Below are 24,124 nucleotides of genomic sequence, written 5' to 3'. Positions count from 1 at the left end.
TCAGCCCGCCATGCGACGAATCCGGCGCCGCTCCCTTTCGGAGAGGCCGCCCCAGATGCCGAAGCGCTCGTCATTGGCCAGCGCGTATTCGAGGCATTCCTCTCGGACCTCGCAGGATTGGCAGACCGCCTTGGCTTCGCGAGTGGAGCCGCCTTTTTCAGGGAAGAAGGCCTCGGGGTCCGTCTGCGCGCACAGGGCATGCTGCTGCCATGCGAGGGGGCCGTCGACGAGCGCGAAGAGGTCGGCGTCGTCGGTTCCCGACCATGCGATCGGGCCGTCGCCCAGGATGTTCCACACCGCGCCGTCTCCTCACAATTCGTGCATCGATATGAGAATTACACGCGTGTCATACGCCTAAGTCAAGCCGGAAGGGGTAAATGAGAAAGTCTTCGCAATCGCCGCTCATGCGCTGCGCGACTATCCTTGCGGCCATGACCGAGCTGTCGGAATTCGTCACCGGGATCGCGAATCGCCCCTCTCCCCTGCTGACCGTGTATTCGACGGAGCGCGTCGAGCTCAACGGCGCAGTCGCGGCCCGGTGGTTCGCCAAGATCGCGAATCTGGCCGGGAATGAACTCGGAGCGGATCTCTTCTCCGACGTCGATCCCGCGGGCTCGCCCGGCGCCTTCCGGATCCGCCACGAGCTGTGGGCGCAGGTCGTGTGGAGCATTCCCCTGCAGGCGATGGGATGGAGCCTCCTGGACCCCGAGGACGAGCCGGGACCATCGGATCTGCTCCTCACCGCAGCGATCGACGAACCGGCGCTCGAGGCCCTCGGAGCGGGGGCCTGGGTTCTCGCCCAGTCCCGCGAGTACCTCTCCTTCTCCTGGACCGGCTCCCCTCTGCCCGCCGGGGCCCTGGACGCCCTCGCCGAGACGATGGCCCAATCGGATGCCCTGGAGGTCGTCCCTCCGCCGTCCGCGCCCGCATTGGAGGAGATCGCGCGCGCATGCGGATCCGCGGATGCTCCCGCCTCAGCGCCGCGCGGGGCGCGCGACGGACGCAATGCGGGGGCTGGCGCCGCTTCGACCAGGACGGGGAGGCGCCTGATCGCGGTGGATCGGAGCGAGGGACCCTCCGCGCCGCCGCAGGTGATCGGCGAGTGCCTGCGCGCCTGGCTCGAGGGCGCCTCCGTCGTCCTCGTGGATTCGGCCCTGTTCGGGCCCGAGGAGATCGCGCGGATCGCCGAGGCCGAGGGGGCGGCGCCGGCCTAGCCGCCGCGCACGGGCCTCGTCACCGCCGACGGCGGGTCACCACGGGCAATGGGGGAATCCCGGTCGCCGTCGCGCTCGGGCTCACCACAGCGCCGCGAGGCGCGCGCCTGCGAGTTCGAACCCTTCGAGGCGACTGCGGCGGATCTGGGGCCAGCGCGCGAAGAAGGCGAGTCGGGAGGGGAAGGACCCGGATTCGAGGAGGCCCAAGAGGCGCTCGAGATCACGACGATCCCCCTCGGAATAGGTGTTGATCCGCCGCACCGCCCTCGCAGTGAGGATGAACTGCCGCAGGTAGAAGCCGTCCCTCAGCTTCGACACGCGCGCTCGGCGCGCGGCCGTTCCCGAATTCGCGCCCTGAACGTTGCCCTCGTGCTGCCGGTAGTCCAGCGTCGGCTCCGACAGGATGCGCCACCTCAGTCCGATCGCCCGGGCGAGGGCGTAGAGGTACCAGTCGTGAACGCCGATCTCGGAGTAGTCGAGCTCCTCCAGGACCGCGCACAGCCGCGAATGAGCCTCGGGACTGAAGACGTAGGTCGACCCGGGGCCCGCCGCTTCGAAGATGTGATCCCACTTCCGCTGAGGACGCGACTTGCGGATGAGGCGACGCGTTCCATCGGCTTCGACGGCGACCACATCCGATGAGCAGACCTCCGCCTCGCCTCCGAGGAGGGGGGCGAGCTCCCTGATGAGCTTGTCGGCGTGCCAGACGTCATCCTGGTCGCAGAAGGCGACGAAGGAAGCGTCCGGCACGTGGCGGACGAAGAGATGGAGGAAGTTCGCCGTGACCCCGGGAGGTCCTTGCCGCGGCTCGAGCACCTCGATCCGCGGATCGCGCGAGGCGCGTCCGAGCAGATGCTCCCGGGTGCCGTCCGCCGAGCCGTCATCGGAGACGACGAGGCGGACATCGACGTCGCGTTGCCCGAGGATCGAATCGACCTGGGCATCGATCCACCGCCGACCGTTGAAAGTCGCCATGAGGACGGTGACGCGCGGACGCGATCCCGTCGCGGCGGAGTGTGCCTCGGTCACCGATCAGTGCCCCTCGGCCGCGTACTTCGCCTCGACCTCGTCCTTGAGCGGGGCCCACCAGGACTCGTGCTCGGTGTACCAGGCGATCGTGTCGGCCAGGCCCGAGCGGAAGTCCGTGAAGAAGGGCTCCCAGCCGAGCTCCTCGCGCAGCTTGGTGTTGTCGATCGCGTAGCGCAGATCGTGACCGGGACGGTCGGCGACGTGATCGAAGTCGTCCGCGGGGAAGCCCATGAGCTCGTTGAGGATCTCGACGACCTCCCGATTGTTGGTCTCCCCGTCGGCGCCGATGAGGTAGGTCTCACCGATGCGGCCGCGCTGGAGGATCTCCCACACCGCGGTGTTGTGGTCGCGCACGTGGATCCAGTCGCGCACGTTGAGGCCGTCCCCGTACAGGCGGGGGCGCACGCCGCGCAGACGGTTCGTCACCATGCGCGGGATGAACTTCTCGATGTGCTGGTAGGGGCCGTAGTTGTTCGAGCAGTTCGAGATCGTCGCCTCCACGCCGAAGGATCGCACCCAGGCGCGCACGAGCATGTCGGAGCCCGCCTTCGACGCCGAATAGGGCGAGGAGGGGTTGTAGGGGGTGGTCGGGGTGAACTTCGCCGGATCGTCGAGCTCGAGATCGCCGTAAACCTCGTCGGTCGACACGTGGTGGAAGCGGACCTTGTGCCTGCGCACCGCCTCCAGGAGGGTGAAGGTGCCCACGAGATTGGAGCGGATGAAGGGCGAGGGATCGATGAGCGAGTTGTCGTTGTGCGACTCCGCGGCGAAGTGCACGACGGCGTCGGCGTCGGCGACGACGCCGTCGACGATGTCGGCATCCGCGATATCGCCCTCCACGATGCTGAGGCGGGCCGCCTGCTCCTGCGTGACGTCCTCGAGGGAGCCCCGATTGCCCGCGTAGGTGAACTTGTCGAGGACGATCACGTCGACATCGCCGTGATCCTCAAGCAGCGTATGGACGAAATTCGCGCCGATGAACCCGGCACCACCTGTGACCACGACCTTCACGACGACTCCTCACGATGACTCGGTCTGTTCCCCCCATTATGCCGCACCCCGTTGCTCACGCACGGCGAGCCGGGCCGGTCGGCCCCGATACGGCGATCCTCACTCACTTGACCTGGAGAAGATCGCGGCAGAAGGTGAGAAGGCCCCTGGAGCATCTTCCGTATCGGCCGCTCAGCCCTTCTGCGAGGATCGCGGGGATCCTCTCGATTCGGCCGCTCGGCATGAGCGAGCGCGCGCGCTGATGCCGAGCCGCTTCCGCGATCCGCGCGCGGTCGGACGCGCTCCCCCGCCCCGTGCGCGAGGCGAATTCGGAGGCGCTGAGCGCTCGGACGAGTCTGCGCCTGTCGTCATCGGGATCGGGGGCGAGCATCCGCATGACCCGATGGATCATCGACTCCCGACGAGCGCCGATCTGATTGTTCGCATGCTGTCGGTACGAGGTGAGGGCTTCGGGGAGCAGGCGCAATGAACGGTCGATCGCGGCGAGCATGCCGAGCCATTCATCGTGGATCCACCCCTCGGGCACCGGCATGGCCGCACGGGCGAAGTCGCCCCTGACCGCCGCCGTCGCACCGGTGACGAGGTTCCGTTTGAGGAGCACGGCGAGCGCATCGCCGCTCTCGAGGTTCCTCCTCTCCCACGCGCAGACGCGGAGCTCGCCCAGGAGCGTCGTCCCCAGGGGCGCCCCATCGGAGTCGATGAGCACGGCGTCCGTGTGCACCAGTTCGACGTCGTCAAGGTGACGGACGAGCCGTTCGACCTTGTCGCGCGCCCACACGTCATCTTGATCGCACAGGAGGATCACGTCGCCCGTCGTCGAGGCGATCGCATCCGAGAAGTTGTCCTTGACTCCGAGGGCGGGGCGGTGACGCCGGATCACCAGATCCACCGGAGCATCGGCGAGCATGGATTCGACGATGCGGATCGTCGTCTCATCCGGGGAATCATCCCCGAGGACGATCTCATCAACGGGGAGGGTCTGATCGAGGATCGATGCGATCTGATCGGCGATGAAGGCCTCCCCTCGATAGGTGCACAGGGCGACCGAAATACGGGGAGGCCGCGGGATCCCCGGGAGGGGATCCGCATTCCGCCCGGCGCTCTCCGACTTGCCCTGAACCATGCCGCCCTCACCTCGACCTTCAACCGCGGACAGCGGGAACCCTACCGGAGCCCGGCCCATCGGGAGAAGCGGGGCCCGGGCGGGAAGCGGGAGCGCCTACACAATCGCCTCAGTTCATGATAGTTTGCATGGATCCGCCTCAGGCGACTCAAGCGAAACAGGAGCATCAATGCGGCGCAGCGCTTTCACCCGATTCGGCACCGCCCTCGTTCTCGGCGCGGCCTTGTCCCTCGCCCCCTTGTCCCTGAGCCCGGCCCGGGCCCATCATGCGATCCCCTCGGGCCCCGAGCATGCGATCGCCCACGAGGCGACCCGTCCGGCCTCCGCGCTCCGCTCAGCCGCTCCTCCCGCGCCCTCCGGCCAATGGGTGCTCTCGGGGACCTCCTGGTACTGGCTGATGCAGTCCGGCGACTACGCCCGCGAGGCGTGGTACGAGATCAACGCGAGGACCTACTCCTTCGCCGCGGACGGGACGATGAGGACGGGATGGCATCACCTGTCCGGCGAGTGGTACCACTTCGCCGATTCCGGCGCCCTCAGCCGGGGCTGGGTCAACGACCGCGGCACCTGGTACTACCTCGACCCCTCCTCGGGAGCGATGAGAACCGGCCTCCTCAGCGAGTCCGGGTCCACCTACTACCTCGAAGCGAACGGCGCCATGGCGCTTTCCTGGCGGCTGATATCCGGGAGCTGGTATTACTTCGACCCCGATCGCGGAGGCGCGGCGGCGACGAGTCGCATGAGCATCGCGGGAGCCGTCTATTCCTTCAACGCCGAGGGCCGGATGATCACCGGCTGGTCCTCCTCGCCTGAGGGCTGGCGCTACTACGGCGCGAACGGACCCGAAGCGAGAGGATGGCTGGACCTCGGCGCCTGGTACTACCTCGATCCCTCCACGGGCCTCATGCGCACGGGCGAACTCCGCCTGCCCTCGGGCGTCTACTTCCTCTCCGCATCGGGATCAATGGTCACCGGCTGGAACCCCGAAGAGGGCTCGTGGCGGTACTACGACTCCTCGGGGCGCAGATCCTTCGGCTGGATCAGCACGGGCGGCACCTGGTACTACCTCGACCCGTCGAACGGACTCATGCAACGGGGGTGGGTCGCGGTGCGGGGCGCCTGGTACTGGTTCGACGACTCCGGCGCCATGGCGACCGGCTCACGGTCGATCAACGGCGAGATCCACCGTTTCGCAGCCTCCGGCGCATGGATCCCCACCGGTCAGACCGAAGCCTTCACCCCCGGTCTCATCATCTCCGACGCGAACATGTTCGACTCCTCGAGCATGACTGCGACATCGATCCAGGCCTTCCTGCAAGCCCGCAACCCCTCCTGCCGGAGTGGAGCCGATGGGACGCCCTGCCTGTCGCGCTATCGGGTGACGACGCAGACGATGGACACGCCCTACTGCGCGCCCTACGTCGGCGCAGCGAATGAGACGGCGGCATCGGTCATCGACAAGAGCGCCCGGGCCTGCGGCATCAATCCGAAGGTGCTCCTCGTCATGCTTCAGAAGGAGCAAGGACTCGTGACGGCCTCCGGAGCGGCTCTGCAATCGAACGACCCCGATCTGGGGCGCTACGACAAGGCGCTCGGCTACGCGTGCCCCGATTCGGCCCGCTGCAGTCCGACCTACCGCGGTTTCGCGAAGCAGATGTATCACGCTGCTTCTCAGCTCGTGAAATATGGCGAACGCCCGGAGGCCTTCCGCTACAGGGCGGGAGCGACCTCTCCGATCGCCTACCATCCCAATGCGGCGTGCGGATCATCGCAGGTCTACCTCGAGAATCGGGCGACCGCGGCGCTGTACAACTACACGCCCTACCAGCCGAATGCGGCGGCGCTGGCGAACATGAACGGAAGCGGCGATTCCTGCTCCGCCTACGGCAACCGCAATTTCTGGAGGATCTACAGGGATTGGTTCGGCGATCCGCGTCGTTGAGCCCGCCTGAGCCCGCCGTGCAGCGGCGCCCTCGGCGCCTCAGGACGCCGAGGGCGCCGTCTCAGGCGCGGCGGGCGCTGACGAACTCGTCGAGCTTGTCCATGGAATGCGCCGGGACGAAGCCGCTGGCCTCGATCTTCGTCAGGTCCAGGACGCTCGACAGCGGACGGGGGGCCACTCCCTCGCGCCCCGCGAAGTACTCCTCGGTCGTCACGGGCCTCACGTCGCCGGGATCCCGCCCGACGAGTTCGAACACCCGTTTGGCGACATCGGCCCACGAAACGACGGGGCCCTCACCCGAGATGTTGTAGGTTCCGCGGGGAGCATCGGAGCGGAGGAGGTGGATGATCCCCGCGGCGAGGTCGTCCGCGAAGGTCAAACGCCCCGTCTGGTCGGCGACCACCGCCGGGCTCACGCCGCGGTCGGCGAGATCCATCATCTGCTTCGGGAAGTTCTTCCCGTCCCCGACGACCCACGAGGTGCGCACGAGGTAGTGCTCGGGGACCGCCGCCACCGCCGCATCCCCCCCGGCTTTCGACTGGGCGTAGACGCCGAGCGGGCTCGGGGGCTCATCCTCGGGATGGATGTCCCGCGTTCCGTCGAAGACGTATTCGGTGGAGATGTGCACGAGGAGGATCCCCTCACGCGCCGCCGCACGGGCGAGGTTCGAAGGGCCGGTCGCATTGGCCTTCCACGCCAGGGCGCGCCCCTGCGGGGTCTGCGCCCCGTCCACGTCGGTCCACGCCGCCGCATTGATGACGATGTCGAAGTCCGACCAATCGAAGCGGTCCATCGCCTCCGAATCGGAGATGTCGAACTCGGGGAGATCGACGCCGCTCGCCTCGTAGCCCGCTTCGGGGAGCTGCTTCATGAGTTCGCGTCCGAGCTGGCCCCGCGCGCCCGTGACGAGAACGCGCTTGGCGTCGGCGCGGGGGGCGGGGAAGGGGGTGAGCTCGCCGAGGCGGGGATGAGCGAGATCCTTGTCGGAGCGGATCGCGCGCTCCAGCGGGATCGGCCAGTCGATGCGGACGGTCTCGTCGGCGAGGTTGAGGAAGGTGTACTGCGCGTCGGGCGACCAGTGATCGTTGACGAGGTACGTGTACGCCGTGTTCGGCTCCAGGGTCTGATAGGCGTTGCCCACTCCCCGGGGAACGAACACCGCCACGGAGGGATCGATCTGCGTCGTGTACACCGCTCCGAAGGAGGGGCCCTCGCGAAGATCGACCCAGGCGCCGAAAACGCGCCCCGTCGCGACGGAGACGAACTTGTCCCAGGGCTCGGCGTGAATGCCGCGGGTGACGCCGACCTTGTCGTTGAAGGAGATGTTGTTCTGGACCGGGGCGAAATCGGGAAGCCCGAGGGCGATCATCTTCTCCCTCTGCCAGTTCTCCTTGAACCATCCGCGGTTGTCCCCGTGGACCGTCAAGTCGATGCGGAGGAAGCCGGGAATCGGCGTCGTTTCAATACCGAGCTTCTTGCCGGTCATCGCTTCCATCATCAGTGCTCCTCAAGTTCCCGGTCCCGCGAGCGGACCTATCCCAGGATAGTAGAGCACGATCCCCCTCAGAACCGTCCGGCCCGCCCGCCCGACGAGCCCTCCACTCGATAACCCGCCCGCCAGCCTCCCCGGCGAGGAGGCCCGACGTGCGCATAATTGCACGGACACCACCTTCGCAGCGCCCAGGAAAACGGAGGAACCATGAAGGGCATCATCCTCGCCGGAGGCTCGGGAACCCGTCTCAACCCGATCACCCTCGGCACCTCGAAGCAGCTCGTCCCCGTCTACGACAAGCCGATGATCTACTACCCGCTCTCGACGCTCATGCTCGCGGGGATCCAGGACGTCCTCGTCATCACGACCCCGCATGACGCCGACAGCTTCAAGCGCCTCCTCGGCGACGGCTCGCAACTCGGCGTCAACATCTCCTACGCCGTCCAGGAGGTCCCGAATGGTCTCGCCCAGGCCTTCGTCCTCGGCGCCGATCATGTCGGTGCGGACGCCGCCGCCCTCGTCCTCGGCGACAACATCTTCTACGGCCCCGGAATGGGCGCGCAGCTGCGTCGGCACACCGATCCGGACGGCGGCGCGGTCTTCGCCTACCACGTCTCGGATCCGACGGCCTACGGCGTCGTCGAATTCGACGAGGAGTTCAACGCGCTCTCCATCGAGGAGAAGCCCGCCAAGCCGAAGTCGAACTACGCGGTTCCGGGCCTCTACTTCTACGACAACGACGTCGTCGAGATCGCGAAGAACCTCGAGCCCTCCGCCCGGGGGGAATACGAGATCACGGACGTCAACAGGCACTATCTCGAGGCCGGAAAGCTCAAGGTGGAGGTCCTCCCCCGCGGCACCGCCTGGCTCGACACCGGCACCTTCGACTCCCTCGCCGATGCGACCGGCTTCGTCCGCACCGTCGAAGCCCGTCAGGGCATGAAGATCGGCGCTCCGGAGGAAGTCGCATGGCGCATGGGATTCATCGATGACGAGGGCCTTCGCCGGCGGGCCGAACCGCTCGTCAAATCGGGTTACGGCCAGTACCTCCTCGACCTGCTCGAACGGGACGAGGCCTGAGCGGCGGCCGCGATCGGGCCCTTCCGTCTCCCCGATGAGAAGGGCCCGATCCCCTTTGTGAGACAATCGCAGGGCCCAGGCGCGCCCCGGAGGGGAGCGCGGCATCGGATCACACGACAGGGGACCTCATGGCATCGGATATGGTCGACGATCCCGAACTCCTCGCCCGAGTCCACAAGCTCCTCGTGGAGATGCTCCACGACGTGGATGCCGCGTGCCGTCGGCTCGGCATCCCCTATTCGGTCTACGGGGGCACGATGATCGGCGCCGTCCGCCATCAGGGCTTCATCCCCTGGGACGACGACATCGACCTGCTCATGACGCGCGCCGACTACGAGCGCTTCCTCGATGAGGCTCCCGCGCTGATGGGGCCCCGCTATCGCTTCGACAACACCCGAGCCCTGCCCGAGTATCCGTACATGTTCACCAAGCTCGGCTTCACCGATACGCTCTTCATCCCCGAATTCGCGAAGAACGCGCGCTATCGCATGCCGATCTGCCTGGACGTCCTGCCGCTCGACACCGTTCCGGCCGACCCCGGGGCCTTCAAGAAGCAGTCCCGAGCGACGTGGCTGTGGGGCCGCCTCCTCTACCTGACCGGCACGCCGACGCCGATGCTCATCAACACGCACGGCCTCAAGCGCCTCGCGATCCACACGGCGACCGGCATCGCCTACTACGGGATGAAGCTCCTGGGCGTCACGCCGCGCCGCCTCCAGAAGCGCTTCGATGCGGCCGCGCGCAGGCACGAGGGCGAGAGCACCGGCCGCTTCACGGACTTCTCGATGCGCGACCCCCAGAACTGGATCGTCGACCTCGACGAGATCCAACCGACGATCGACGTGCCCTTCGACGGGATCACCGTCCAGATGGCCCCCGCCTACGATGCGATGCTGCGCCGCACCTACGGCGAGTACATGGAGTTGCCCCCGGTCGAGCAGCGCCGGAACCACAAGCCGGTCGAGGTCGATTTCGGCCCCTACTCCGCCGCGGGAACCGACTCCGCATCATGACTTCGCGCGCGCCCGTCCCGTCATCGTTGAAGAGCGACTTCTTCTGGAACACGGCGTGGTCGATCATGGTCGCCGCCTCGACGGTCATCATGCTGCTCGCCGTGACCCGGTCCGCAGGTTTGGCCGCAGGGGGCGTCTTCTCCATCGCCCTGGCCATCGGCCAGCAATTCCAGACGCTCGGCATGTACGAGGTCCGGACCTACCACGTGACCGATGTCGAGGGCCGTTTCAGCTTCGGCGACTACCTCAGCGCCCGATTCTTGACCGTCGGAGCGATGGCGATCGGCATCCTCGTCCTCTCGGCGACCCGGGGCGCCTCCCCCGCTGATTGCGCCGCTCTCGCACTGATCGCCTCCCTCAAGCTCTTCGACGCCTTCGAGGACGTCTTCTACTCGGAGCTTCAGCGCTCGGGGCATCTCGCCCTCGCCGGACGGGCGGGATTCATCCGCTCCTTCGTCACCACTGCCTGCTTCACCGCCCTGATCTTCGCAAGCGAGGATCTCCTGATCTCCGCACTCGTCTGCTTCATCGTCTCCCTGGCGACGATGCTCCTCGTCTTCATCCCCCCGTCGCGGCGCGTGTTCCGACTCAGGCCCCGCTGGAGCGCCCCCTCGATCCGCTCGCTCATGCTCGCCTGCCTCCCGCTCTTCCTCGCCTCCTTCATCGCCATGTATCTCGCGAACGCACCGCGTTTCGCGATCGACCACTTCCTCGATCACGACCAGCAGGGGTATTTCGCGATCATCTTCATGCCCGCCTTCGCGATCAATCTGGCCTCCACGATCGTCTTCCGCCCGCTGCTCACGGGGATGGCGAGCATCTGGCTGCGCCGCGACCTCGAGGCGTTCCGGGCGGTCATCGGCAAGGGCCTCGCGGCGACGGCCGGAGCCTTCCTCCTCGTCGCGCTCGTCACCGACCTGTTCGGAGCCCCGATCCTCGGATTCGTCTTCAACAAGGACGTGTCCGCCTTCCGCTGGGAGCTCCTCATCCTCGTCCTCGGCGGCGCGATGAACTCGGCGAGCGTCATCCTCTACTACGCCCTGACGACGATGCGCCTCCAGCGCCTCGTCTTCGTCGGCTACCTGGTCTCGGCCGCGGTCGTCTCGGCGGCCCTGCTCCCCCTCGTCCCCTCCATGGGCCTGCTCGGCGCCGCGATCGGCTACGCCCTCGCGATGACGGTCCTCGCCCTCTTCTTCCTCACGACCCTGCTGATCGGGGTGAAGAAGGCGCCTCGGAGCTAGGGCCCGCCGATCCTCACCCTCTCCCGGGGCTCAACGCGGCCCCCGCTCCCCTCTTCGGTCCGCAAGCGGGCTGATAGGATCGAGGACCGATCCGGCTCTCCAGATTCCACGGGGGTACTCGCGTGCATTCTCCTCACCCGTCGACTTCAGTCTCCGATGCGGTCGCGGCGGCACCGCGGAAGCGGAGCGCGCGCCTCCTGACCCCGAGGGGCGTGTTCTGGACGGCGTTCGCCGCTTTCTTCCTCCTGACGACGGCGTGGTCCCTGTCCAATCCCCTCATGGCCTCACCGGACGAGCAATCGCATCTGAGGAAGGCCGCGGCCACCGCCTACGGGCAGGTCTTCGGCGAGGAGATCCTCGTCGATCGAGTCGTCGAGATCCCGGAGGTCTACGCGGATGCCGACGTGTACCTGTGCAACGCCTTCAAGCCCGAAGTGCCGATCTCGACCTGCGACGATTCACGGATCCACACCGCCGAGAGCGCGACCGGGTGGGTCGAGGTCCCGACTCCCGCGGGCCGCTACAACCCCGTCTACTACGCGCTCATCTCCTGGCCGGCTCTCATCTCGCACAGCGTCGCGAGCATCTACGCCATGCGGATCATCTCCGGCCTGATCGCCTCCTTCTTCCTCGCCCTCGGCCTGCGCTCGCTCCGCCAGGCCGGACTCCCCCCCGTGGCCGTCATCGCCGCGACTGCGGGGATCACGCCGATGACGGCCTTCCTGGCCTCGTCGATCAATCCCCAGTCCCTGGAGATCTCCGCGGCCTTCGCCGTGTGGTGCCAGATGCTCCTCATCATCAGGGCGACGCCTTCGCAGGATCTGGGACGCCGGATGTGGCTCCTCGCGTTCATCGCGAGCATGTTCGCCAATTCGCGGGGACTCGCCCCCTTCTTCCTCGCCCTCATCGTGGTCTGCACGATCGTCCTGCAGCCCTGGCGGATGAGCTGGCGGGTCATCCGCGACAAGCGGTCCTGGGGGCCGATCGCCGTGACCACGCTCGCCACTGCCGCGGCATCGATCTGGATTGTCGCGACCGGGGTCCTCACGAGCTCCGAACCCGCTCCCGATCCGTCCGTGACCCCCCGATGGCTCGCGATGTATACGCTGAGGATGACCGACGCCTACCTCCAGCACGCCGTCGGTTCCTTCGGCTGGCTGCACGTCCCCCTGCCCATGTTCGCCGTGATCCTCTTCCTGTCCGCCTACGTCGTCTCGATGGTGCTCGTGCACGTCTACGGGACCTGGCGGGACCGCATCGTCGTCTTCGCCTCCCTCGTCATCACCTGCATCGCAGTCCCCGTCGCCCTGCACGCCTCTCAGGCGCGCAGCCTCGGCATCATGTGGCAGGGGCGCTACATCCTCCCGATGTTCATCGGCATCCCCGTCCTCGCGGCCTTCGTCCTCGCCGAGCGGATGGGGCGCACTTCCGCCGCCCTCGATCGCCGTCTCACCACGGCGTGGGCGTTCATCTTCTCAGCGGTCCACTGCTTCGCCGTGCTGGTGGAGATGCATCGTCACATGCTCGGGATGAGCTCGGGATGGGACCTCAGGCGAAGCGAGTGGTTCCCGCCGATCCCCCTCTGGCTCCTGGGGATCGTCTTCATCGCCTTCACGCTCATGATCCTCAGCCTCATGAATCGCATGGGAGCGGCGCGCCCGGCCGGAGCGGAGACGGCTTCGGCTCAGCCCGCAGGCGAAGAGGAAGCGCACTGAACGCCGAGGGCGGGACGGGGAATCGACCCCGCCCCGTCCTCGGCGAGGATCTCACTGACGATCGATGTAGGCGTTCATCGGCATCTGCGGCGTGATGTCCGTGAAGCGCGCGTCGAGGGAGACGACGCCGCCGGACTCCATCCTCGGCCCCGGCATCACCTCGAAGGTCCGCGCCTTCTGGAGCGCGTCGATGACGCTCGTCAGATGCGGAGGTTGAATCGCCGCTGAGATCACGTACTCGTTGGGCCGCAGCATGAGGCGCGGAATGCGCAGATCGACATGCCCCTCCCCCACGGGCAGGACCTTCGGGACGAAACCCGCGTCCAGCCCGTGCAGGCCCCAGACGACCACGCCGTCAGCCGTGTCGATCGAAGCGCCGAAGACGGCGCCCTCGATCTCCTCATCGCACTGGTAGTGCATGCGGATCGTCACGTCCTGGCCGATGTCCGCTCGCTGAATCGGGGCGCCGGAGGCGTCGAGAAGATCGATCCTCGTGATGCGGGCCTCACCGCTGCCGAATCGACGGCCTCCGCCCTCGACCTCCTCGGTGCCGTTGACGACCACCGAATAGCGGTCGATGACTTCGGCGGCCTGTCCGACCTCCTGAAGGCGTCCGTGATCGAGCCAGGCGACCTCGTCGCAGAAGGTCCGCATCTGCTCGAGCCCGTGGGAGACCACGACGACAGTCCGGCCCTCGGCCCTGAAGTCGGCGAACTTCGACATGCAGCGGCGCTGGAACTCCATGTCGCCCACGGCGAGGATCTCGTCGACGAGGAGGACGTCCGGTTCGACGTGGATCGACACCGAGAAGCCCAGACGCACGTACATGCCGGAGGAGTAGTTCTTCACCGGCTGATCGATGAAATCCCCGACGCCCGAGAAGTCGACGATGTCGAAGAACTTCTTCTCGATCTCCGCCCGGCTCATCCCGAGGATCGCGCCATTGAGGTAGATGTTCTCCCGGCCGGACAGCTCGGGGTGGAAACCGGAACCGACTTCGAGCATCGCGGCCACGCGACCGCGCGAGGTGATCCGGCCCTGATCGGGGGTGAGGATCCTAGCGATGCACTTGAGCAGCGTCGATTTGCCCGATCCGTTGTGCCCGAGAAGGCCGAAGGTCTCGCCCTCGGGAATCGAGAAATCGATATCGCGCAGCGCCCAGAAGTCCTCGTAAGTCCCTCGACTGCGCTGGAGGAAGGCGCTCTTGAGCGATTGATTCCGATTCTTGTACATGCGGAAGCGCTTGGAGACGTCCTGCACGGTGATCGCGGATTCGGTCACTGGTCTCAGAGCTCCTCGACGATGCGCGCGCTGTGGCGGTGGAAGAAGAGCGCTCCGGTGATGAAGACTCCGAATCCCCAGAAGAGGCACGCCAGGGTGACGGGCACCGAGGGCAGGGCGAAGTCGTACAGACAGGCGCGGAACGCCTCGAGATAGGTCTCGGCGGGGTTGAGGCGGAAGAGCGTGGTCAGGGGGATCGGCGCCCCGTTGAAGCCCCATCCCCTTTCGAAGAGGTGATTCTCGACGTCGTGGAGCATCCCGAGCGAGAAGACGACCCCGGAGGCGTACATCCACACCTGATTGAAGATCTGCCACAGATGCGAGATATCGCGGAAGTACACGGTCGCCACCGACAGGAAGAGCGCCATGCCCGTTGAGAACATCGCCGTGAGGAGGGTGATCCCGATGAGCGCGGGGATCATGAGGAGAACGCCCGGACCGCCCACGATCAGGGAGATCACGACGAGGACGAGGAGCTCGAAGGCGAAGTCGACCACCAGGGCGAGAATGCTCGAGTAGACGAGGATCTGGCGGGGGAAGTAGACCTTCGTCAAGAGGCCGGCATTGTCGACCAGGGAATTCATGCCCTTGAGAATGCCTCCCGACATGAAGTTCCAGCACAGGACGCCGATGCCGATCCACAGGGCGAAGGAGTCGATCCCCGAGTTGCGTCCGGGATCGACTGAGCCGCGGAACACGAGGCCGAAGATCAATGTGAAGACGAGGATCGTGGCGAGAGGATTGATGAGCGACCAGAGCCGCCCGAGGGCCGTCCCCTTGAATTCCGATGAGACCGCGCGCTGGGTGAACCTCAGGGTGAGATCGAGCGTGCGGCGCCACTGCTCCTTCTTCGAAGGGGTGAATCGAACGCTCATCGTGCTCCTCCCGAGATCTGCTCCGGTGCACGGTCCTCGGCGGGGAGCGGCTTCGTCGTCCACCAGGATCCGCTCCAGGCGTCGCCGACGAAGGCCACGATGCGGGCCGTGAGCCGATCCAGGGCGATCGCGATCCCCAGCGTGAGGACGCAGACCGCCGCGAAGAACACGACGGTCTGGGCGCGCCCGAATTCCCGCCACGGGATGTCGGAGAACATGAACAGCTTGTAGATGATCACGTGGTGGACGAGGAAGATCGGATACGAGTACTTCGCCACGAGGCCGACGAGTGCGCGCACCGGCCGGATCGCGATGAGGTCCGCGGCCGCGACCAGGACGACGAAGGCGCTGATGCCGACGGCGGTCGTCGCGAGGTCCTTGTTCACCCCCTCGCCGAAGACGGCGAAGCAGACGAGGACGAGCAGGGCGGGCAGCGCGAGGAGCTTCGGGGTCTTGGGGAGGTAGCGGATGAGGTAGACGCCGAAAGCGAGCTCGGGGAGGCGGGTCGTGATGATCACCGAGAGCGGAGCGCTGATATGCGGGCCGAGCAGCAGGGTCGCGGCGTACAGGACCGCCAGGGCGCCCGCGGTCCAGACGGGGCGCCGTTCGATGCAGTGCAGCAGCAGCGGGAAGACGAGGTAGAAGACGATGATGAAACCGAGGAACCACTCGCCGAGGAGGTAGACGGTCGGAACGTGGAAGTTCGCGACCAATCCGTCGATGCCGAACACCGTCCAGATGATCGAGGAGGCGGGCCCGGCGTTCATCGGATGTCCTTTGGAATCGATGAAGAAGAAGAGGGTGCCCAGGACCCAGGCGGTCCAGAACATCGGATAGATGCCCTTGAAACGCTTCCAGTAGAAGGCCTTCAGATCCAGGGGCGAGGAGTAGGTGTAGGCGAGGGCCGAACCGGAGATGATGAGGAAGAGCGAGACTCCGAGGTCGCCGACGTAGATGTTGAAGGGCCTGTTCGTCAGGAGGTACCCGCCCTCGGAGAAGAAGGGGTTGTTGAAGTGGGTGAGGACGATGAGGAAGGTGGCGAGCGCTCGGATGAGGTCGAGGTAGAAGAGGCGGGCGCGCTTCGGCCGCAGCGCCGTGCTGTCACTGCCCATTGCGCCACCTCCTCGCCGACATCGTCGTCTTCCTGAACACCCGGTAGACGAAGCGGGCGGGGGGCGTGACCGCCGCCGGCAGTCGGCGCTTCACGCCTTCGCGGAGGATGCGCCACGCCGAGGAGTTCGCGATCGCCGCGCCGACCATCCGCTTCTCGGTCCCGAGACTCCAGTGGGGCGCGATGGCGCGCGTGAGCTCGCGGGTGTAGAAGGCGAGATTCGTCAACTCGATGCGCGCGAAGCGGTCGGAGAAGAGCCAGCCGCTGAAGTAGCCGGCGCTCTGCGCGACGTAGCAGTAGGAGCGTTCAATGGCGTGGCTGATGGTGCCGTCACCGGCGAGGGGCTCTTCGGGGAAGTCCTCGTAGGTCCACTCCTTTTCGAACAGGGCCTTCACCGCCGCGGGGCGGAACCAGAAGGTCGATCCGAGGGGGGCCATGATCCCCTTCGGCTCGTGGATGGGGACCTTGACCCCGAGTTCGGCCAGGAGCTGCTTCGTGCGAGGAAGGTTGGGCCCCCATGCGTAGCTCGAGATCGGGAAGTAGTCCGCGTGATTCGGGGGGGCGGGCGTCAGGACGCCGAGCTTCGGCTCCCGATCGAAGAGGGCGAGGACGTTCTCGACGAATGCTCCGGTCGGCAGGACGTTCTCGAAGCATTTGAGGGCGAAGCCCTCCCCGACCGTGCCCGGATCGATCTGGGTGACCTTCTTGTCGTGGATGAAGCAGACGAGGTCGTAGTCGAGGACGAGCTCGCGGGCGCCGACGAGGAGGGCGGAGACGTCTCGACCGCGATTGACGATCGTGCGCACGATGACGGTATTCGCCAGCCCCTCGACCGCGGCGCGCACGGTATCCGCCTTCTCCTCGGAGCCGACGGTGATGATGATGTCCGCGTCATCGGGCATCGAGGCGGCGTAGCGGAGCATCTGGTCGAGGAGCTCCATGTAGTGGATGTGCATGATGAGCGCCAGGCGGCGCCCCTTCGGCTCGAGCGCGGACGAGCGCGTCGGCAGCACGTAGGTGAGCTGGAGGTTCTTCACGAGGTCGGTGAGCTCGCAGGTCCTCAGAAGGTTCTGCCAGATGAGGCCCGTATCGAAGTCGGTCTCATCGCGCAGGTACTCGTACAGGTCGAGCGCGGCGTTGCCCACGGATTGATCGAGGACGTCTTCGTAGTCGTGGAAGAAGGAGCGCCGTTTGAAGATCGGGCAGCGCTTCTCGGCGATGAGCCGCTTGGGGGCGAAGATGATGGGGTGGGAGGTGAAGCCGATCAGATCGCGAGTGTCGACGTAGAGGTCCCAGGAGAAGCCGAGGTCCTCGAAGCGTTTCGTGAAGGGCTTCTCGTGGAGTGATACGGAGGCCGCGTATCCGGAGATCGCCGGCATCGTGTCCCAGTACTCCTGGAATGGGGCGCTCGAGACCAGCGAGCGGCGGTAGACGTGGAAGTGGCTCTGGATGTGCGCCGGAATCGCCGCGGCCGCCGGAGCGTCATCGGCGGCGGGGACCTCGTGGAAACCCGTGATCCCCCAGAAGTCGAGGTCGCGTCGGCCCATTTCGTCGAACATCTCGGTGAAGGGGTGGACTGGCCCCATGATCGTCGAGTTGAACAGGACGATCTCATCGAAGCGGAGCAGGTCCTCCCAGCCGCGCGAGTCGAGTGCCGTCTTGTAGGCCCAGACGTCCAGACCCTTGTTCTCACGGACGATGAGGTCGTCCGCCCATTCGCTGAGGCGCTCGCGCCCACGGGCGTTGAGGCGCCCGTTGACGACGACGATGAGCTCGTCGAGGCACGGGCGCATCCCGGCCAGGAGCACGCGGACGTAGTCGTCGACCACGCCCTGCGCATCGTAGAAGAAGAAGACGCCGAGCCGACGCGCGGAATCCTCGAGAATCATGCGGTGCCCCCTCTCGAAGCTTCAGCCGTCGGCGCGGCGGTGCGCGTCCGCGCTGAGGATCTGCCTGATCTTCGCCGCGTCCCCCCAGACGCCGGGCGAATCGTAGGGACGATCCGGGTAGGCGCCGTACTCGAGGGAGATATCAAGGCCGTTCTCCCGGATGTAGCGCTCGACGCGTTCGGAGAGCGCCATGGGCTCGCCGCTGCAGGCGTTGATGATGCCCGTGACCTCGTCCTGATCGAGAATCGCGGCGATCTGGTCGGCGAGTTCATCGATCGAGATGAAGTCGTAGAGGTTCTTCCCGCTCGTGAAGGGGAAGGTCTTCTGACCGGCGGTCGCGGCGGCGAGGAGCTTGGAGAAGATCGAATTGCCGTGGACGTCGTCGCCGACGATGTAGTAGGCGCGGATCCACTGGAAGACGGCTCCGCGGGCCTGCGCCGACAGGCGCGTCGTCTCGCGAAGCGCATTCTTCGCGATTCCGTAGAGGGAGGCGGGGGCGCACGGCGATTCCTCGTCGATCGCGCCCTCCCAATAGCCGACTTCGTGCATCGTGCCCATCACCGCGAGGTGCTTGAGGCCGGCGGCGTAGAGGTTCTCGATGAGCCGGTAGTGCTTGGGGAGATCGTCGATGTGCGCGGGCGAATTGTGAGTGAAGCCATCCCGCCACGCCATGTGCAGCACGACATCGGGGCGCCCCATCGCATCGTAGATGCCCGGGTCGTCGGAGAACAGATCGAGGGACACGCGTTCCGCCCGCTCGTCGACCCCATCGAAGCGGATGTCGAGCGCCTTGACCTCGAGTCCTCGTTCAAGAAGGCTCTGAACGACATGCCGACCGATATAGCCGCCGGCACCGGTCACGAGAACAGACTTACACATGTTTCGCGAGTGTAGCAGCCCGGATTCGGGCCTCTCCGGCGACGCTAGCCGCGACGCCGATCTCGCCGCGAGTCGATGAGGGCGCGCACCCGTCTGACGGCGACGACGCAGATCGGGATCCGCCGAAGTCCTCGGCTGAGCGCGCGGGCGATTCCTCGAAGGCCCCCGCGCCCCGGAGTGCCGGCGCCGTCCTCGCGCCCCTCGGCGAGTGCGCTGAGGGCCTCTTCGAAGGAGGCCTCGGCGCGCGGCGCGCGGGAGGCGGGAAGCAGGTAGCGGCAGTGGTGGCCAGATTCCGCGGCCTCGTATGCGATGAGCATCATGAGCGCCCGCATCGAGTCGCTCCCCCTCTTGCAGATCCCGAGAAGGGTTTCCTTTTCGAGGGCGAATCGGCGGAGCGCGACGGGCCTGAAGAGCACCGGGCCCGTCCCGGGAGCCAGGGGGATCCGCTCGTCGAGCGGCACGCCGATGCGCAGTTCGCCGGCGATGCCCCGCGCCTCGGGGAGGAGGGGGCGCCATGAGTCCTCCGACTCCCCGAGGCTCTCGGGGGGCATCGGCATCGCCACGCCGAGGTTGGGATGAGCGCGGAAGAGGGCGCGCGCCGCTTCGAGTTGCGCCGAGGAGGCGAGGAGGGGCTCTTCGGGGGCTGCGAGCCCGTCCTCGCCGAGATCGAGGACGAGCCCCTCGGCCTCCTCGACGCTCTCGGGGGCGGCGGTGAACAGCGCCAGGAGCGACGGCATTCCTTCGAGGGGGGCGAGTCTCGTCTCCGCCTCCAGCCCCTTGCGCGCGCATTGCGCTTCGAGTCCTTCGATGAGCTCCGGATCCGGGCAGCTCAGAATGATCCGGGCCGCTGACGGAATGCGGCTGATCCTGCTCAGGAGCGGCTCGATGCGCTCCGCCGAGGTCACATGCGCATGAACGGTGAGCGGATCGGCGCTCCTCGGAGGCTCGGGGCGCTCCCCCAGCACTTCGGTCAGGCGGGCATTGGCCCACAAGGAGCGGGGAGAGCTCGTTCTGACCACCCCCGCCAGGATCCTGTCGGAGGCGAATCCGAATCCTTCGGCCGCGCGCATCACCTCCGAGGCGTCGACCCCTGCTGCGGCCATGTAAACGGGGTCGTGGAAGAAGACGCGCCGTTTGAGGATCGGGCATCCGGCTTCCATGAGCGCGATCGGCTCGAGGATCGAGGGATTGCCGGTGGAGAACCCGGTGTGCGCGAAGGCGGTCCACCATCGGAATCCGAGATGCGCGAAGTGCGGAGTGAATCGGGATTCGTGGTGGGCGATCGAGTCCCGGTACGAGCGGATCGGCGGCATCCGCTCCCAGTACTCCCGGAATGCGGCGGCCTCCAGGAGTTCGCGTCTGACGGCGATGAAATGGGACTGGATGTGGCGGGGCATGCGGGTGGCGGCGAGGAAGGGATGGGGCCTGAGCTCCGCGTGATCGGTCAGCCCCCAGAATGCGGCGTCCTGCTTCTCCGCTTCCTCGAAGACCGGGGCCCATGGGCGGATCGGCGCGAAGAAGGTGTTGTTCATCAGGACGAGTTCGTCGAAGCGGGAGAGCGAGTCCCATCCGATGCGCTCCAGGGCATCGTGATATCCGCCGACGTCGTAGCCTTCGTTCGGGCGCTCCAGCACCGCGTCGCAGTGCTCGAGCAGACGATCGCGTTCCCCTTGCGCCAGAGCGCCGTTGGCGACGACGAGCCTCCACGACAGGAAGGGCTCGAGACTGTCGAGGACGTCGAGCACGTAGTCGTCGACCCGCCCCGAGCGGTCATGCAGCAGGTAGATCCCGGCTCGATTCATTGCTGTTGGACTCCGCCTCCCCACGACAGCGCGACCAGACAACGATACCCCGGCCCTCTCCGCGCCATCGGGCCCTCGTGACCTCGAGGAGGGGATCCATGGATTTCGGGGTGCGCTCGCCCTTCAACACTCGTGATCTCGATTCGCGCGACAACGCCTTGAACATGCTCAGGCTCGTTCTCGCCCTTCTCGTCGTCTTCTCCCATGCTCAGATCCTGGCGGGAGTCGGGGACGGCGTCGTCGTGTACGGCCAGCATCTGGGGTCGTGGGCGGTCGTCGGATTCTTCGGGATCTCCGGCTACCTCATCACGGGGTCGCGCACGCGCTCGAACGCGGGGACCTACCTGATCAATCGCGTCGCGCGGATCTTCCCGGGCTTCCTCGTTTCGCTGGTCTTCGTCGCCCTCGTCCTCGGGCCGATGGCGCACGTCATCGAGAAGGGGACTCTCGACGGCTATTTCTCGACTCCGCCGACGCCGCTCGATTTCATCTACTCGAACATCTTCTTGAGGGTCGGCTACTACAACATCGGGACGACGCTTTCGCAGGTGCCGTACCCGAGCGCCTGGAACGGCTCGCTGTGGAGCCTGTACTACGAGTTCTGGTGCTACATCATCATCGGCGTCTTCATGTCATGGGCGTTCATCCGGAAGCGCGCGTGGCCGACTGCGCTCCTCTTCGCGGTCTCGCTCCTCGCGCACGCGGGGATCGGGCGCCTCAACCCCTATTTCGGGAACAACGCGGAGTTGGCGCTCTTGATCTTCATGCTCCCCTACTTCCTCGGGGGAGCGCTCATCCATCAGGTGAGGGATCGCCTCCCGATGCGCGGGTGGATCGCGGCGATCGCCCTCGTCGTAGCGTGGGGCCTCATCGCCTTCATCCCCTCCTTCGGGAAGCAGGCCGCGGCGCCGGCCCTGGCCTATCTCGTCCTCTACCTCGGAGCGGTCCTCCCCTCGCCGAGGATCGTCCAGGTTCACGACGTCTCCTACGGGGTGTACATCTTCCACTTCCCCGTCATCCAGCTCCTCATCCTGCTCGGGGTGAATCGACTCGGATTCGTTCCGCTCCTGCTCATCGCCCTCGCGCTGACCCTCGTCCTCGCGACGGCCAGTTGGTTCGGCATCGAGCGGGCCGCCATGCGATGGACGCGCGGAAAGGCGCCCTGGGCGGACATCCGCCTCGGCTCGGCGCCTCGTCCCCCTCATGCGCGCGATGACGAGGGCGCAAAGGCGCCGGCCACTGCGGGCGGTGCGCTCGGCTGAAGCGCCGCCTGCGCCTAGACTTGAACACGCTCTCGATGCGACTTCCAGGAGAGGGGGAGGGCATGCACAGCCTCGACATCATGCTTCCGTTCTGGGGAGAACCGGCCTACCTCTATGAGACCGTTGACGCCGTTCGCGCTCAGGATTGCGAGGACTGGCGCTTGACGGTCGTCGACGACTGCTACCCGGATCCGGCGGTCGCCGAGCACTTCGCGGCTCTCGACGATCCTCGGATCGTCTACATCCGCAACGAGCAGAACCTCGGCATCACCGCCAACTACCGGCGCTGCCTCGAGATGGCGACGGCCGAGCTCGTCATGCTGCTCGGATGCGACGACGTCCCTCATCCCGATTTCGTCCGACGCGTCCTCCACCTGCACCGGCGCTTCCCGCATGCGCAGATCATCCAGCCCGGAGTGGAGATCATCGATTCGTCCGGGACGGTGATCTCGCCCCTCGTCGATCGGGTGAAGGCGCTCCTGCGCCCTTCCGCGTCGGGTCCGCGCATCCTGTCGGGCGAGGCGCTCGCGGCTTCCCTCCTGCGCGCGGACTGGCTCTACTGGCCCTCGCTCGTCTTCGAAAGGGAAGCGATCGCCGCCGTCCCCTTCAGGGAGGGCTTCCCCATCATCCAGGATCTCGCCCTGGTCATCGACATGGTCGCCCGGGGCTCGGCGCTCCTCATCGATCCCCACGTCTGCTTCTCGTACCGGCGGCACGCGGAGTCGGCCTCGTCGACCGCGCTGTTCGACGGCCGCCGATTCGACGGCGAGCGCCGCTACTTCGCCCTGGCCGGCTCCATCGCGGAAGGCAACGGGTGGCGCCGGGCCGCGCGGGCTGCGCGCATTCATTCGACCTCGAGGGCGCACGCCCTCGCCCTCGTCCCCAAGGCGATCGGCCGCAAGGACAAGACGGCCGTCGCGACCCTCCTGCATCACGCGCTGGGCCGCACGAGGGACTAGGGCGCGCCCGAACACGAGCGGGCCGAGGGGCTCGCTTAGGCCCCTGGCGGGCTAATCCTCGGACCGCTTCGTCTCCGCCCGAGTCTCCAGCTCGTCGATTCGGGCGTTGAGCAGGGCGATCTCCTCGACGAGGCGCCGCCTCTCCTCGCCCGCCTTCGACAGATCGATGGAGTATCGCAGGGACAGCAGGAGCAGGACGATGCCCGCTGCGAAGAACGCGAAGTTCAGGGGGACGACGATCCCGAGCATGTGCGACACGCCGTGCAGGGCCGCGGGGAAGATCGAGAAGACCGCGCTCGCGATCGCGATGACGATCCACCACGTCGCGTACCGCTGCTTCATCCCGGAATTGCGCAGGCTCAGGAAGATCGCGATGAGCACGATCCCCGTGAAGACGACGCCGAGCCAGTACGTTTGGTTCATGCCGCATTCCCCTTCTTGTGGGGTCGTGTGAGAGCGATGCCGAGGGCGACGAAGGCGCGGATCAGGAAGCGGGCCGACTTCAGCGCGTCATGGGAGGGCGTGCCTCCCGCGCGCGGACGCATCTCGACGGGGATCTGACGGATGACGAACCCCTCCCTGGCCGCGAGGACGAGGAGCTCGATCGTGTCGCCCAGGTATTCCGCGGGGTAGTTCCGCGCGAAGAAGTCGATCGCCCTCCGGTTGCACATCTTGAAGCCCGATGTCGTGTCGGTCAGGCGCGTCCCGCACACCCGCGACAGGATGAAGGAGAGGACGCGCATGGCCATCATGCGCGGCCCGTGCACCTCGTAGTCGCCCTTGCCGGCGAATCGGGCGCCGATGAGCAGGTCCGTCCCCGATGCGAGCATCTCGTCGCGCATCGCGGGGATCTCGGCCGGGTCGTGCTGGCCGTCCGCGTCGAGTTGGACGGCCCAGTCGTAGCCCTTCCTCGCGGCGTACAAGTAGCCCGCCCGCATCGCTCCCCCGACGCCGAGGTTCATGGGAAGATCGAGCACGCGGACACCGGATCGCCGGGCGATCGCCACCGTCGCGTCATGGGATCCGTCCGAGACGACGAGGACATCGGCGATGCCACCGGTTTCGCGCTGCACCTCCGCGAGGACTTGACCGATGACCTTCTCCTCATTCCACGCGGGGATGATGATGAGCATATTGCGGCGCACCTGCGGCATACGGCTCCTTGACGACGGACATCCTTGGACTGCGACCATCGTATAACGCCGC

General features: G+C 66.7%; 21 protein-coding genes. 8 read left to right on the top strand and 13 right to left on the bottom strand.

Annotated features, from left to right (window positions below):
- Entirely contained in the window at positions 1-270 is a 270-nt protein-coding gene (locus ACQY7V_RS04330) for a WhiB family transcriptional regulator (protein WP_407822783.1), read from the bottom strand.
- A gap of 161 nt (positions 271-431) precedes the next feature.
- Between ACQY7V_RS04330 and ACQY7V_RS04325 the strand changes: the two genes are divergently transcribed.
- Complete coding sequence (locus tag ACQY7V_RS04325) at positions 432-1,214, top strand: hypothetical protein (RefSeq protein WP_320836471.1); 783 nt, start codon at positions 432-434, stop codon at positions 1,212-1,214.
- An 81-nt stretch (positions 1,215-1,295) separates the two neighbouring features.
- On the opposite strand, the gene ACQY7V_RS04320 is transcribed toward ACQY7V_RS04325, so the two are convergent.
- The 3 genes from ACQY7V_RS04320 to ACQY7V_RS04310 form a co-directional block, all read right to left on the bottom strand.
- A complete protein-coding gene (locus ACQY7V_RS04320) occupies positions 1,296-2,243 on the bottom strand; it encodes a glycosyltransferase (protein ID WP_303775128.1) in 948 nt (315 codons plus the stop codon).
- A 3-nt stretch (positions 2,244-2,246) separates the two neighbouring features.
- Entirely contained in the window at positions 2,247-3,254 is a 1,008-nt protein-coding gene (rfbB, locus tag ACQY7V_RS04315; RefSeq protein ID WP_303773762.1) for a dTDP-glucose 4,6-dehydratase, read from the bottom strand.
- Between the two features lie 103 nt (positions 3,255-3,357).
- Entirely contained in the window at positions 3,358-4,377 is a 1,020-nt protein-coding gene (locus ACQY7V_RS04310) for a glycosyltransferase (RefSeq protein ID WP_235361250.1), read from the bottom strand.
- A 169-nt stretch (positions 4,378-4,546) separates the two neighbouring features.
- On the opposite strand from ACQY7V_RS04310, the gene ACQY7V_RS04305 reads away from it, so the two are divergent.
- The gene (locus ACQY7V_RS04305) at positions 4,547-6,319 is read left to right on the top strand and encodes a hypothetical protein (RefSeq protein WP_303775124.1); all 1,773 of its coding nucleotides are present in this window, start codon (positions 4,547-4,549) and stop codon (positions 6,317-6,319) included.
- 61 nt (positions 6,320-6,380) lie between these two features.
- Here the strand turns inward: ACQY7V_RS04305 and ACQY7V_RS04300 are convergent, their stop codons facing one another.
- Complete coding sequence (locus ACQY7V_RS04300; RefSeq protein ID WP_407826332.1) at positions 6,381-7,817, bottom strand: sugar nucleotide-binding protein; 1,437 nt, start codon at positions 7,815-7,817, stop codon at positions 6,381-6,383.
- Between the two features lie 201 nt (positions 7,818-8,018).
- Here ACQY7V_RS04300 and rfbA point away from each other — a divergent pair, with 201 nt between their 5' ends.
- The 4 genes from rfbA (at position 8,019) to ACQY7V_RS04280 (ending at position 12,860) form a co-directional block, all read left to right on the top strand.
- Positions 8,019-8,891, top strand: a complete 873-nt coding sequence (gene rfbA / locus ACQY7V_RS04295; RefSeq protein ID WP_235361252.1) for a glucose-1-phosphate thymidylyltransferase RfbA — start codon at positions 8,019-8,021, stop codon at positions 8,889-8,891.
- A 128-nt stretch (positions 8,892-9,019) separates the two neighbouring features.
- Positions 9,020-9,904 carry a LicD family protein gene (locus tag ACQY7V_RS04290; protein WP_320836469.1) on the top strand — a complete coding sequence of 295 codons (885 nt, stop codon included), beginning with the start codon at positions 9,020-9,022 and terminating at the stop codon, positions 9,902-9,904.
- A complete protein-coding gene (locus ACQY7V_RS04285; RefSeq protein WP_235361254.1) occupies positions 9,901-11,145 on the top strand; it encodes a lipopolysaccharide biosynthesis protein in 1,245 nt (414 codons plus the stop codon). The genes ACQY7V_RS04290 and ACQY7V_RS04285 overlap by 4 nt, the downstream gene beginning before the upstream one ends.
- 122 nt (positions 11,146-11,267) lie before the next feature.
- A complete protein-coding gene (locus ACQY7V_RS04280; RefSeq protein WP_428639063.1) occupies positions 11,268-12,860 on the top strand; it encodes a DUF2142 domain-containing protein in 1,593 nt (530 codons plus the stop codon).
- A 51-nt stretch (positions 12,861-12,911) separates the two neighbouring features.
- Here the strand turns inward: ACQY7V_RS04280 and ACQY7V_RS04275 are convergent, their stop codons facing one another.
- The 6 genes from ACQY7V_RS04275 to ACQY7V_RS04250 are packed head-to-tail and all read right to left on the bottom strand — an operon-like array spanning position 12,912 to position 20,697.
- Positions 12,912-14,093, bottom strand: coding sequence for an ABC transporter ATP-binding protein (locus tag ACQY7V_RS04275; protein ID WP_428639078.1), 1,182 nt, complete (start codon positions 14,091-14,093; stop codon positions 12,912-12,914).
- Between the two features lie 53 nt (positions 14,094-14,146).
- Entirely contained in the window at positions 14,147-15,016 is an 870-nt protein-coding gene (locus ACQY7V_RS04270; RefSeq protein ID WP_154478225.1) for an ABC transporter permease, read from the bottom strand.
- Complete coding sequence (locus tag ACQY7V_RS04265) at positions 15,013-16,128, bottom strand: acyltransferase family protein (protein ID WP_428639061.1); 1,116 nt, start codon at positions 16,126-16,128, stop codon at positions 15,013-15,015. Before ACQY7V_RS04265 ends, ACQY7V_RS04270 begins: the two co-directional genes overlap by 4 nt.
- Positions 16,118-18,016 (bottom strand): rhamnan synthesis F family protein, encoded by a 1,899-nt coding sequence (locus ACQY7V_RS04260; protein ID WP_428639059.1) that lies wholly within the window; start codon positions 18,014-18,016, stop codon positions 16,118-16,120. Before ACQY7V_RS04260 ends, ACQY7V_RS04265 begins: the two co-directional genes overlap by 11 nt.
- 21 nt (positions 18,017-18,037) lie before the next feature.
- Positions 18,038-18,895: an NAD(P)-dependent oxidoreductase gene (locus tag ACQY7V_RS04255; RefSeq protein ID WP_320836465.1), complete on the bottom strand. Its 858-nt coding sequence runs from the start codon at positions 18,893-18,895 to the stop codon at positions 18,038-18,040.
- Between the two features lie 44 nt (positions 18,896-18,939).
- Positions 18,940-20,697: a rhamnan synthesis F family protein gene (locus ACQY7V_RS04250; protein ID WP_320836464.1), complete on the bottom strand. Its 1,758-nt coding sequence runs from the start codon at positions 20,695-20,697 to the stop codon at positions 18,940-18,942.
- Positions 20,698-20,795: 98 nt separating this feature from the next.
- Here ACQY7V_RS04250 and ACQY7V_RS04245 point away from each other — a divergent pair, with 98 nt between their 5' ends.
- The gene (locus tag ACQY7V_RS04245) at positions 20,796-21,959 is read left to right on the top strand and encodes an acyltransferase family protein (RefSeq protein ID WP_428639057.1); all 1,164 of its coding nucleotides are present in this window, start codon (positions 20,796-20,798) and stop codon (positions 21,957-21,959) included.
- 62 nt (positions 21,960-22,021) lie between these two features.
- Positions 22,022-22,918, top strand: coding sequence for a glycosyltransferase family 2 protein (locus ACQY7V_RS04240; protein WP_154478215.1), 897 nt, complete (start codon positions 22,022-22,024; stop codon positions 22,916-22,918).
- Between the two features lie 51 nt (positions 22,919-22,969).
- Here ACQY7V_RS04240 and ACQY7V_RS04235 read toward each other — a convergent pair whose 3' ends face one another.
- Together ACQY7V_RS04235 and ACQY7V_RS04230 are read right to left on the bottom strand one after the other, a co-directional pair.
- A complete protein-coding gene (locus ACQY7V_RS04235) occupies positions 22,970-23,341 on the bottom strand; it encodes a DUF2304 domain-containing protein (protein WP_154478212.1) in 372 nt (123 codons plus the stop codon).
- Complete coding sequence (locus ACQY7V_RS04230; protein ID WP_428639054.1) at positions 23,338-24,072, bottom strand: glycosyltransferase family 2 protein; 735 nt, start codon at positions 24,070-24,072, stop codon at positions 23,338-23,340. The genes ACQY7V_RS04235 and ACQY7V_RS04230 overlap by 4 nt, the downstream gene beginning before the upstream one ends.
- Positions 24,073-24,124: the final 52 nt, after the last annotated feature.

The organism is Schaalia sp. (genome assembly GCF_050312375.1).
GTDB classification, from domain to species: Bacteria; Actinomycetota; Actinomycetes; order Actinomycetales; family Actinomycetaceae; genus Pauljensenia; species Pauljensenia hyovaginalis.
This window is presented reverse-complemented; position numbering and strand designations above follow the sequence as displayed.